Origin of the sequence: Roseibium suaedae (assembly GCF_900142725.1) — a bacterium.
GTDB lineage: Bacteria > Pseudomonadota > Alphaproteobacteria > Rhizobiales > Stappiaceae > Roseibium > Roseibium suaedae.
Genome location: NZ_FRBW01000002.1, coordinates 775,454 through 787,346 on the forward strand (window position 1 = coordinate 775,454; position 11,893 = coordinate 787,346).

The 11,893-nt window shown below is 60.6% G+C and carries 9 protein-coding genes; 3 read left to right on the top strand and 6 right to left on the bottom strand.

The annotated features are described in order from the left end of the window. Positions 1-192 precede the first annotated feature (192 nt). Complete coding sequence (locus BUA94_RS10605) at positions 193-999, bottom strand: HugZ family pyridoxamine 5'-phosphate oxidase (protein ID WP_073012781.1); 807 nt, start codon at positions 997-999, stop codon at positions 193-195. Positions 1,000-1,278: 279 nt separating this feature from the next. Between BUA94_RS10605 and BUA94_RS10610 the strand changes: the two genes are divergently transcribed. Beyond that, positions 1,279-1,707: a BA14K family protein gene (locus tag BUA94_RS10610; protein ID WP_073012784.1), complete on the top strand. Its 429-nt coding sequence runs from the start codon at positions 1,279-1,281 to the stop codon at positions 1,705-1,707. 152 nt (positions 1,708-1,859) lie between these two features. Here the strand turns inward: BUA94_RS10610 and BUA94_RS10615 are convergent, their stop codons facing one another. Then, a complete protein-coding gene (locus tag BUA94_RS10615; protein ID WP_073012786.1) occupies positions 1,860-3,014 on the bottom strand; it encodes an extensin-like domain-containing protein in 1,155 nt (384 codons plus the stop codon). Between the two features lie 88 nt (positions 3,015-3,102). On the opposite strand from BUA94_RS10615, the gene BUA94_RS10620 reads away from it, so the two are divergent. Beyond that, positions 3,103-3,723 carry a LysE family translocator gene (locus BUA94_RS10620; RefSeq protein WP_073013818.1) on the top strand — a complete coding sequence of 207 codons (621 nt, stop codon included), beginning with the start codon at positions 3,103-3,105 and terminating at the stop codon, positions 3,721-3,723. 55 nt (positions 3,724-3,778) lie between these two features. On the opposite strand, the gene BUA94_RS10625 is transcribed toward BUA94_RS10620, so the two are convergent. Further along, entirely contained in the window at positions 3,779-4,885 is a 1,107-nt protein-coding gene (locus tag BUA94_RS10625; protein ID WP_073012789.1) for a DUF2336 domain-containing protein, read from the bottom strand. A 767-nt stretch (positions 4,886-5,652) separates the two neighbouring features. Between BUA94_RS10625 and BUA94_RS10630 the strand changes: the two genes are divergently transcribed. Beyond that, positions 5,653-5,973 carry a hypothetical protein gene (locus tag BUA94_RS10630; protein ID WP_073012791.1) on the top strand — a complete coding sequence of 107 codons (321 nt, stop codon included), beginning with the start codon at positions 5,653-5,655 and terminating at the stop codon, positions 5,971-5,973. A gap of 80 nt (positions 5,974-6,053) precedes the next feature. Here BUA94_RS10630 and metH read toward each other — a convergent pair whose 3' ends face one another. Genes metH through BUA94_RS10645 form a run of 3 tightly spaced genes read right to left on the bottom strand, consistent with a single transcriptional unit; the run spans position 6,054 to position 11,734 of the window. Continuing rightward, the gene (gene metH, locus BUA94_RS10635) at positions 6,054-9,782 is read right to left on the bottom strand and encodes a methionine synthase (protein WP_073012793.1); all 3,729 of its coding nucleotides are present in this window, start codon (positions 9,780-9,782) and stop codon (positions 6,054-6,056) included. A 24-nt stretch (positions 9,783-9,806) separates the two neighbouring features. Then, positions 9,807-10,721 carry a methylenetetrahydrofolate reductase [NAD(P)H] gene (metF, locus tag BUA94_RS10640; protein ID WP_073012798.1) on the bottom strand — a complete coding sequence of 305 codons (915 nt, stop codon included), beginning with the start codon at positions 10,719-10,721 and terminating at the stop codon, positions 9,807-9,809. A 2-nt stretch (positions 10,722-10,723) separates the two neighbouring features. Beyond that, positions 10,724-11,734, bottom strand: coding sequence for an ArsR/SmtB family transcription factor (locus BUA94_RS10645; RefSeq protein WP_073012801.1), 1,011 nt, complete (start codon positions 11,732-11,734; stop codon positions 10,724-10,726). Positions 11,735-11,893: the final 159 nt, after the last annotated feature.

The window sequence follows — 11,893 nt, forward strand, 5'->3', positions numbered from 1 at the left end:
CATCCCAGCGTGTACCAATGAATAGGCACTGCGGCCTGCCAGATGCACTTTTGAAGATCAGGAAGACCATGCCCCTTTTAAGGCCCGTTCCGGTCACTCTTCCGTGATCCACGCTCCAGACAGCAAAACGCCAGCCGCGCACCTGTGAGGTGCATCCGGCTGGCGCCTGAGCCAACATGACGACTGGCAGTTTTAGCTGGCCTGGGCAGTTTCTGCCTTTTCCCGCGCGATCCCGACAAGACGCACAAGCTCTGACCTCAGCTGATCCGGGCTGGCGAGCGGTTGGTCAAACCAGATCCGCGCCATGTCATCTGCAGCCTTGAGATCGATGCCTTCCGGATCCACCGACACGAGCTTCCAGGCTCCCTTCCCCGCCTTCGCAAGTCTTTCCGCATAGAGAGAAACCGCATCGCTGTGATCTGAGTTCATGTGATCGACAACACCGGTCTCCCGCTCCGAAAAGGCTGCGCAAAGCGCTTCCTCGAGCACGAGGTCGCCCTGCTCCAGAACAAAGGCCTTGCCGAATCCGCCATTGAGGCTTGCCCGCTCCAGCTTCAGCCTGAAGAAGGCGAAGTCCGGAAAATCCACATAGAGCTCTGCCTTCGGGTGACGCGCAAGATAGCGCCGGCGCATCCGGTCATGATCCGGCGTGCCCCGTTCCACCTTTTCCGCATGACACATGAGAGTGATGCGAGGATGGGCCAGCGGGTCCCCCTTGCCCGGTTCACCAAGCAGCAGCGAGCAACGGGCATCTGCGCTCAGGGCCGCAGTATGACCCGAAAGCGTCGAGATCAGGATATAGGGCGTACCGTCCATGTCGGGCGCCAGGGCAACCCGGCTTGCCATCGGGTGACCGGTGTCTGGCTCAAGGGCAGCCAGCGCCCCGAACCTGGCGCTGCGGATCAGCCCTCGCGCCAGTCTGCGCGCCTCGTCATCCAGGGGACGCAGAACCTCCTTGCGGGGCTTCTCACTGGCAGGAGAACTCTCTGTGGTCGTCATTCGTCACTTCCCGGCCTGCAGATTCTGCAGGCTTTCTGAACGGGCCGCGCCTGCCCGTAGTGTCTCTCCGTGCCTCTTTTACGATAGGGACAGGCAGAAAACAAAGCTTTCCCGCCAGTTTCGGGCCATTTGCGAACATGAACGCCAGATGAACGAGGGTCTCAGAACCGGTTCAGTCCGCCAGTGGCATAGTCCAGTCATCGAAACACGGCGCCCTGCGCCAGGCGGCTCAAACCGAAGGCTAGACCAAGCCAGCCGCAAGAGAGATGGAGACTGGATATGACCTTTTCCAAGCGCATTCTGACGGCCATCCTGTCCGGCACCCTGCTGATGTCCGGCCTGAACCTGGCCGAAGCCGGCCCGCGTCACGGCTGGAACGACGGCCCCCGCCACGGCTGGAACCACAACCCGCGCCCGCCGCGTCATGACAACCACCGCCGTCACAACAACAATGCAGGTGCTGCCGTGGCAGCCGGCGTGATCGGTCTGGCAGCTGGCGCAATCCTGCTCGGATCTATGAACCAGCCGAGCCGCGCTGCGCCCGCACCGTCCTACTATCCGCCAGCACCTTACCCGGGCACCGTTTCCTCCGGCCTGCAGCCGTGGAGCCCGGCCTGGTACCAGTACTGCTCGGACCGCTACCGTTCGTTCAACCCGTCGACCGGCACTTTCACCACCTACCAGGGTGAGCAGCGTTTCTGCCAGTAACCGGGCCAGTAATCCCCACTGGCACAGCCGATGCGCTGGACTGCCCCTGAGTGCTTCAGGTCAGCCGAACTGGCCACCGCCCTCCCAGCCATCAAGAGGGGCCGCTGCCGCGGCCCCTCGCGCTGTTGCGCGCCCAGCCACGAAAGGCTGCACTACTGACAGATCAGATAAGTGCAACTCTTGCCGTGGCAGCCGATATCGACATGGAGATGGCTTTTGTGATGCACATCCGCCTCCGGCCCGAGAACCGTGGTGAACCGCTGGCAGGCCGCCGTATGCACCGCCCGCAAGAACCGCGCCTTCGGCTCCGCTTCAATCGCGTTCTTGTCCCAGTCGTCCGCAACCGTCACGGTTTCCCCGGACGAGAGCACGAAACCGGCAATGTCCAGCGCATTGCCACGGGCATGTTCGGAGATCTTGCCGGTCTTGCCGTTGTTGCGCAGGCGGCATGAATAGCCCGGACCGGTCTGGATCCTGACCAGATCCTCTCCAAGCAGGGTCTTGGACAGCGGCGCGACATCCTTGGCAAGCCACTCGGCAACCTTCTCCCCCAAGGCGCAAGTCACCGTCGGCTGAGGCGAAAAGCTGGCTTCAGGCGTGAGCTGCAGGCTTGAAAGCTGAACTGCATCTTCGAATCCGCACTCCCCTTCCCCTTCGACCGGAAGTTTGGGCTCAAACTCCGCCCAGTCGATCTTGCAGGCCTCTTTCGGACCGGCTGGCTCCTCCGGGGCGGCTTCAGCAGCCTGAGAAGGCTCCAAAGATGCTGGGGAAACAGACTTTGTGGGCGCAGCAGGTTCAGGTTTCGCCTCAGGACGAACGGCAAGCGCCGGTTCGGACGGGGGCACAGCCTGCTCCTCGTCCATTTCCCGGGTCTTTTCCACTGCGTCAGACAAGGGAGCCGCCTCAGGCTTGGCCAATTCCTTTGCCATGTCTTCTGGCTGAGGGGCCGGAACAACAGGCGCGGGCACTGGTTCCTTGCCTTCCGGCTTTTCCAGCGGAACAGGTTCAACATCCTTCATCGTAAGCGGTTTGGCCTGGGGAAAGGGAGCCGCCTTCCGGCGCCGGACCGGCCGCCTCTTCTTGTCCTCCGGTGAAAGCAGCTCTTCCAATGGCTTCACCAGTTCCCGAACGGCCGAAGGAAACGAAGTGACAGACCCCTTGGCGGCGAGGCTTTCCTCCGGCACCACCGTCATCCCGTTCAGGAACACGAGGGATACCAGTCCGGCTTGCACGAGCAGATCCCTCTTTCGAGAAGAATGACTGCGGTTCAAGCTTGCATCCGGGCGTTGACGCAGGAAGGTCTTCATGGGCTAACTTCCCTTTCGGTTTTCCGCTCATCTCGACGATCGGTGCCCCCGAAACGGATCAGCTCTCAGGACACGCGACACAATGCTCATGTCTATGGAACTCTTTGGCGCCTATGTGGTTGCAACACTTGTGCTGCTGGCCATTCCCGGGCCAACGATTCTGCTGGTGATCAGCTACGCGCTTTCCCATGGAAAGAAGTCCGCAGCCGCCTGCGTTCTGGGCGTTGGTCTCGGGGATGCGACTGCGGCAACAGCCTCCCTTCTGGGTCTGGGGGCTATTCTGGCAACCTCCGCCTTCCTTTTCACCCTGCTGAAATGGGTGGGGGCAGCCTATCTCTTCTGGATCGGTCTGAAGATGTGGCGCAGCCGATCGGACGGACTGACCGCAGGCGTGGTCGAAGAAGCACCCGCCCGCAAGATTTTCCTGCATGCCTATGTGGTGACCGCCCTGAACCCGAAGGGCATCATCTTTTTCATGGCCTTCCTGCCGCATTTTATTTCCCAGCAAGCCCCTGTCGCTCCTCAGCTGTTGCTGCTGGGGTCGACCTTCGTGGTCCTCGGGATCCTGAATGCTGCAGTCTATGCCTATGCCGCGTCGGCGATTGGTGAAAGGCTGCGCAGCCCATCACTGATGAAGGCCATCAACAGGATCGGCGGAGGCTTCCTGATGTCCGCCGCGGCAATGACCGCAAGTCTGCAGAGAGGGTGAGACTGAGCCGGCTTCTCGGGCAGGACGCTGACAGGACCCTGCAAAACTTGAAGGTCTAGACGGCCACAGGCTTGGGTTTTTTCGGCAAGGATCTGCGGAAGACGCCTTCCTTTTCCGGTGGCAATTCCTCGTGGACTTCTTCCTTTGGCTCCGTCTTTGCCCGGATCGCATCGAGCGCCTCGACGGCCTTCTCCTTGGAGAAGTTCTTGTAGCGCTTGATCGCCTCGGCCACTTCCTGACCGGTCAATCCCACCTTCCGTGCCCGGACGGTCAGAATGTTCTTGAAGCCCTCATCGGAAACCCCAGTGGCCTTACAGACGACAATCAGGGTCTTTTCCGACTTGCCATAGATCAGCTGGGACACGCTGGCCATGGGAAGATGGCTCACCTTGGCCAACAGAATTCCCAGCTCGGCCAATCCATCGTTGCGGATGAAGTGGCGGATACCCTCATCCAGAGACACCGCGCCATCCACGACCTTCTGAATGAAAGCCATGGCTTCCTTGCGGCTGGCTTCCAGCTTCGCGGCGCGTTCCTTGACCGTATCGACTGCCCGCTCCGCAAGTGCCCGTGTCAACTCACTGTCGCCGCCCATGGATTGGACCCGCTCGGCCATTTCCTCCGTCAGCAGTCCGGCCAGAATGCGCACTGCCGTCTGCGGCAGGTTGCTGCGCCTGATCAGCGCATTCTGCAGCCGCGGATAGGTCTTCACCATGCTGACGAGCCGGTCAAAGGTTTCATTGGCCATCTGCGCGCCGTTGTTGCTGGCAACGGTGGTCAGAACCACTTCATCTCCCCGGTCCACCAGGATGCCCGTGACAGCCTCCTCGACCTTGCGGCGGGAGGCAATTGCTTCCAGATGCTCCATGGAACAGGACCGGGCGATGCCTTCAAGGTCAGTCGTATCCAGGACATCGGAATTGCGCAGGACCGCTTCGGCCACGGGAAAACAGTCATTGGCCAGACGCGCCATCAGATCATGTGGGGCCGCAGGATGATGGCACATCTTCAAAGCCAAAGAGATGCGGGTCTCCTCTTCCAGCTCATCCATGACCTGCATGATGATATCGCCGACAAGAATGCTCATCTGTTCGGCATGTTCGGGGTCGGTTGAGACAAACAAGTCAGACAGCGCCGTCACGAGCGTCTTGCGCCCCGTCACACTTCTATCCTTTGCCAGCTCTGACAAGCTTGACAGGCTATGCATCCACCACCCCCGACACTCCGGCCTCCCGCCCCGGAATTATGAGGGAGCCGTCATTAACAACTTACTACTGCGCACGTGCCAGGTTCCATTGGGGTTATTCCGAATAAGCGAAGGCGGACAAGAGCTTACGCAACGACGTCAAAGACTTTCCCGTTTTCCCGCCGCCACAGCCTCAAGCTGCGACAATTCGAAACACGCGCAAAGCTACAATAATCGTTAATCCGGCCAGGCCTTTGAGAGAACGGATCTTTTTTCTCCTGAAGTCAGGCAGCAGGATGAAGGCAATCCCCAGCCCTTCGCATTGCAGCAACTTTTTTGCTTCGGATTGGCCGCCTGCTCGCCTAAAATCCGTCCTGCAAACTTGAAGGTAATCGGGAGGCCAACATGACTTTGACGCGCAACCTGAACATGATTGCCTTTTTCGCCGCCTTTGCATTCCTCGCAGCCATCGTGCTGGGGGTCGTCTAAAGGAAGGTGAAACTGCCCAGGCAGGTATTCGGGCAGGACAGGTGCATCCGACTGGGTCGCAGCAGCGGATGCCGGTTAAGAGTTCAACCATCCGGCCAGTGTGGAAGCCGGAGGTTCACCAAATAAAAATACGTGTTTCTGATCCCCGCTCTCGCAAGGCGGGGATTTTGTTTGTGCGCCCGCTCTTCTCGTTTCACACTTCCACCGATGCCACGTCCCAAGGAAGTCACCAACTTCCAAAAGGGAAAGTGAACATGTCTACGATTATCTGGGGTGTCGTCAAAGCTGACGGAACGATCCTCTCCGGCAGCACGGGCAACGGTACCGGCTACAATTTCAACGTCGTGAACCAGTCCGCGGGAACGTATCAGATCCAGTTCAACGACGACTTCGAAGGCATGCCTGCGATTACCGGATCGCAGGTTCTCTGGGGCAACCTGAACCAAAGCCCGCTGGACAATGTGGTCTTCCCCTATCTGAACCAAAACGGCGCCACAGCCATTGTGGGCGGTGCCGGCGGCGATCACACGAATCGCAGCTTCGCTTTTATCGCGATCGGACCGGATGGCCGCTGACCCCCCGCACAAACAAAAACCCCGCAGAACCATAGGTCTGCGGGGCATTTGTTTTCGGATATCAGCCAAGATGGCTGAGGTTACTCGGCAGCCTGAAGGCGACGCGGATCGTAGTTGAGGATCGGAGCCAGCCAGCGTTCGGCCAGGGCGACGTCCCAGCCCTTGCGAGCCGCATAATCCTCGACCTGGTCCCGTTCGATCTTGCCGACCCCGAAATAGTGGCTCTCGGGATGGGAGAAATACAGACCGGAGACGGCAGATCCCGGCCACATGGCGTAGCTCTCGGTCAACTCGATGCCAGTTGCCTTTTCCGCATCAAGCAGATCGAACAGGGTCCGCTTCTCCGTGTGGTCCGGCTGGGCCGGATACCCCGGAGCCGGACGGATGCCCTGATACTTCTCGGCAATCAGCTCCTCATTGCTGAGGGTCTCGCCAGGCACATAGCCCCAGAGTTCCTTGCGGACGATCTGATGCAGCTTTTCGGCAAAGGCTTCGGCCAAGCGATCCGCCAGAGCCTGGCTGAGGATCTTGTTGTAGTCATCCCCTGCCTTGGCGTAACGGGCCGCCAGTTCTTCCTCACCATGACCAGCCGTCACTGCGAAACCGCCAATCCAGTCGGCAATGCCACTGCCCACAGGGGCGACGAAGTCACCGAGCGCCACGTTGGCGCGGCCGCCTGCCGTGCGGCTCATCTGCTGGCGCAGGCCATGCAGAACGGTCCGCTCGGTGGTGCGGCTTTCGTCCGTGTAGAGCACGACATCATCCCCGCGCCCGGCTGCAGGCCAGAAACCTGCCACGCCGCGTGCAGTCAGAAGCTTCTTTTCAACGATCTCGTCCAGCATCCGGCGGGCGTCATCGTAGAGCGCCTTGGCCGCCGGACCATAACGGTTGTCTGTCAGAACTTCCGGATAACGGCCCTTGATTTCCCAGGTCGAGAAGAACGGTGTCCAGTCGATGACCGGGACCAGCTCTTCCAGCGGGAAATTGTCAAACACCCGGGTTCCAAGGAACGACGGCTTGACCGGCGGATGGGCCTTGAAGTCCGGCTTCAGGCTGTTCGCCCGGGCCGCCTCGATGGTCACGCGCTGGGAGGCTCCACGGCTGCGGGCATGCTCCTCGGCGATCTGGGCATATTCGTCCCGGACCTCTGCATAATAGGGAGCACGGCCACCTTCGCTCATCAGACGGGACGCCACACCAACGGCACGGCCGGCGTCGGTCACATAGATGGCCTGGCCCCGGTCGTAGTTCGGGTGGATCTTTACCGCCGTATGGACGCGGCTTGTCGTTGCCCCGCCGATCAGCAGCGGAACATCCAATCCCTCGCGCTCCAGCTCGGCCGCCACATGGCACATCTCGTCCAGAGACGGCGTGATGAGACCGCTGAGGCCGATGATGTCGACCTTCTCCTGCTTGGCAACTTCCAGGATCTTCGTGGCAGGCACCATCACCCCGAGATCGATGACCTCGAAGTTGTTGCACTGGAGAACGACGCCCACGATGTTCTTGCCGATATCGTGCACATCGCCCTTCACCGTTGCCATCAGGATCTTGCCTGCGGAGGAAACGCCGGTGAGGCCCTGCTCTTCCTTTTCCTTCTCCATGAAGGGCATCAGGTGAGCCACGGCCTTTTTCATGACGCGGGCAGACTTCACCACCTGCGGCAGGAACATCTTGCCCGAGCCGAACAGATCACCAACCACGTTCATGCCGTCCATCAGCGGACCTTCAATGACGTGCAGCGGACGGACAACGCTCTGGCGAGCTTCTTCCGTATCCTCGACAACGTAATCGTCGATCCCGTTGACCAGCGCATGCTCAAGCCGTTTTGCGACCGGCAGGGTGCGCCAGGTCAGGTCGGCTTCCTTCTTCTTGCCGCCCTCGCCTTTCCAGCGCTCGGCAGCTTCCAGAAGACGGTCCGTTGCTTCCGGTGAACGGTTGAGGACGACGTCCTCGCACAGCTCGCGCAGTTCCGGCTCCAGCTTGTCATAGACCGCCAGCTGACCGGCATTGACGATTCCCATGTCCATGCCACGCTTGATGGCGTGGTAGAGGAACACGGAGTGCATGGCTTCGCGCACCCCTTCGTTGCCCCGGAAGGAGAACGAGAGGTTCGACACGCCGCCCGACACATGCGCATGCGGCAGGTTCTCGCGGATCCAGCCTGTCGCCTCGATGAAGTCGTTGCCGTAGTTGTTGTGTTCCTCGATGCCCGTTGCCACCGCAAAGATGTTCGGATCGAAGATGATGTCTTCCGGCGCCAGCCCGACCTTCTCGGTCAGGACCTTGTAGGAGCGCTCGCAGATCTGGATCTTGCGCTCGTAGGTGTCTGCCTGACCGGTCTCGTCAAAGGCCATGACCACGACAGCGGCACCATAGCGGCGCACCAGCTTGGCCTGGGCGATAAAGGCCTCTTCGCCTTCCTTCAGCGAGATGGAGTTCACCACGCCCTTGCCCTGAATGCACTTCAGGCCGGCTTCGATGACGGTCCACTTCGAGCTGTCGATCATGACAGGAACCCGGGCGATATCCGGTTCGGCCGCCATCAGGTTCAGGAACGTGACCATGGCGGCTTCCGAATCCAGAAGCCCTTCATCCATGTTGACGTCGATGATCTGCGCGCCGTTCTCGACCTGATCGCGCGCAACTTCCAGCGCCGTCGCATATTCGCCTTCACGGATCAGCTTGCGGAACCGGGCCGAGCCTGTCACGTTTGTGCGTTCGCCGACGTTGACGAAATTGACTTCCGGCGTGACGACGAAGGGCTCCAGACCAGACAGGCGCATATGGCGCGGCACATCCGGGATGACGCGCGGCGCCTTGTCAGCAACCACTTCGGCAATGGCCTTGATATGGGCAGGCGTGGTGCCGCAGCAGCCGCCGACCACGTTGACAAGGCCCGCATCCGCGAACTCTGCAAGGAGGCCCGCCATGTGAGCCGGGCTCTCGTCATACTCGCCGAACTCGTTCGGCAGACCCGCGTTCGGATAGGCGCAGACAAGCGTGTTCGCGACACGGCCAAGCTCGTCCACGTGAGCCCGCATTTCCTTGGCGCCAAGCGCACAGTTGAGGCCGATGGTGAGCGGCTGAGCGTGACGAACCGAGTTCCAGAACGCTTCCGGCGTCTGGCCGGACAGCGTGCGGCCGGACAGATCGGTGATCGTGCCGGAAATCATCACCGGCAGTTGAAGCCCGACTTCCTCGAAGACCTCGTCAATGGCGAACAATGCCGCCTTTGCGTTCAGCGTATCGAAGATGGTCTCGACAAGGATGATGTCCGCACCGCCAGCGATCAGGCCACGAACGGCCTCCGCATAGGCAATGCGCAGGTCATCGAAGGACACGGCCCGGAAGCCCGGGTTGTTCACGTCCGGCGAAATGGACGCGGTGCGATTGGTCGGCCCGAGAGCGCCAGCCACGAACCGCGGCCGGGACGGATCCTTTGCGCTCACCTGATCGCAGGCTTCACGGGCAAGCCGCGCACTGACCTCGTTCAGCTCATAGGCCAGAGCTTCCATGCCGTAGTCGGCCTGAGCGATCGTGGTCGACGAGAAGGTGTTGGTCTCGATGATGTCCGCGCCGGCTTCCAGATAGTCCACGTGGATGGCGCGGATCGCATCGGGCTGCGTCAGGCTCAGAAGGTCGTTGTTGCCCTTCACATCACTCGGCCAGTCGGCAAAGCGGGCGCCGCGGTAATCCGCTTCGCTGAACTTGCGCTGCTGGATCTCGGTTCCCATCGCCCCGTCCAGGACCAGAATCCTGGAGGCTGCAGCCACTTCAAGCAGGGCGAAAGCGTCGTTCTTTTTCACTTTTCAGTCCTTCCGGGTCCGGTCTCAGGCAGCTTGCTGTTCGGAGCTGTCGCCCCCCATGCCGAGCATGCGGCACAGGGCATAGGTCAGATCGGCACGATTCATGGTGTAGAAATGGAAGTCGGAAATTCCCTTGTCGACCAGATCCATTACCTGCTCGCAAGCAACAGCCGCACCGACCAGCTTGCGCGTCTCGGCGTCCTCGGTCAGGCCCGAGAAACGGCGGGCAAGCCAGTCCGGAATGCTGGTACCGCATTTGGTGGAGAACTGGACGGTCTGCTCGAAATTCTGAATCGGCAGAATGCCCGGCACCACCGGAATGGTGATCGCCGCCTTGGCGAGGCGTTCCCGGTATTCATCGAACAGGTCATTGTCGAAGAAATACTGGGTGATGATCCGGTCGGCCCCGGCATCCACCTTGCGCTTCAGGTTCTCGATCTCGATGTCCCAGCCGGCGCTTTCGGGATGCCGCTCCGGATAGCCGGACACGCAAACATCGAAATTGCCGATCTTCTTGATGCCGGCCACAAGATCGGAGGCATAGGCATAGCCTTCCGGATGCGGGCGGTAGGGCTCGCCGATGCCTTCCAGCGGATCGCCGCGCAGGGCGACGATATGACGGACGCCCATCTCCCAATAGTCACGGATGATCGCATCGACTTCCTCGCGCGGCGAACCGACGCAGGTGAGGTGCGCAGCCGGGGCAAGATCGGTTTCCTTCAGGATCCGGTCTACGGTCTTGTGGGTACGCTCGCGGGTCGAACCACCCGCGCCATAGGTCACGGAGACGAAAGACGGGCGCAGCGGCGCGAGCCGTTCGACGGTTGCCCACAGCGTTTCGGCCATCTTGTCGGTCTTCGGCGGGAAGAACTCGAAGGAGGCGTTAATCGGCGCGGCTTCTGTTTCGCGGGAACGGCGCGAAGCGTGAGCGTCGGACATGGTCAGGCAACCTCTCGGGTAGTATTGGCAAGCGGCAGATCCGTCACGATACGCGGGTCGCGGGCAAGCCAGAGTGTCACGGTCAATTTGGTGTCATTGTCGGTTTGCGGAGCAAGGTCAGTAACCTGCTCCATTTCGAGGTCCAACGCTTCCACCCAGCGGCGCATCTGGTCATGGCCGAAGCCCAGACGGCGGTGGGCGTGGGTTTCACGCAGGAACTCCAGCTCGTGCGGAGCAAAGTCGATGATCAGCAAGCGTCCACCCGGGCGCAGAGCTCTTGCAGCCTCCGCCAGAGCGCGGGCGGGATCGTCCAGGAAGTGGAGCACCTGATGTACTGCCACCACGTCAAAGGAACGGGGCGGAACATTCAGCGCATAGATATCCCCATGACGCACCTGCGCATTGGAGAGACCGCTGCGGGCCAGGTTGGCCCTGGCGACAGAAAGCATGTCATGGGACGCATCGATGCCCAGCGCCGAGGTGTACCGGCTGGAGAGCAACTCCAGCAGACGGCCCGTGCCGGTGCCGAGATCCAGGAAGCTCTGGAAGGGCTTGTCGCCCAGTGCGGCCAGAAGCGCCTTTTCGACATCACTGTCGGCAGCATGCAGCGACCGTTCCGTGTCCCAGGTTTTGGCCTTTGCGGCAAAGTAAGCGGCAGCCTCCTCAGCCTTGGCCTTGCGGATTGCCTGGAACCGTTCCCGGTCGCCGGTCAGAACTGGATCGTCCTTGGAGATCCGGCAGATCAGATCCCGCGCCGCATCGGCAGCAGGACCATCAGCCAGGCGGTAATAGACCCAGGAACCTTCTGGAAACCGCAGGATCAATCCGGCCTCGGCCAGAAGCTTCAGATGGCGGGAAATGCGCGGCTGGCTCTGACCGAGGATCGCAGTCGCATCCTTCACGGTCAGCTCGCTTTCAGAGAGCAGGGCAATGAGCCGCAAACGCGTTGATTCACCCACCGCCCGGAGGGCAGCGAGGGTATCGTCAACGGAGAGCTTGAGTTCGTCAGCCATAAAGATGAACCATCAATGTCGATATAAAGATATCTTTATACGACACATCGACAAAACACAAGCCGCAAACGCCTGAAAGGTTGTCTGCTAGTTGGCTGTGGAAGTGCGTGAATCTTGAACCTGAATCCCCAAAAGCAAAGGGCACGGATCTGTCTCAAA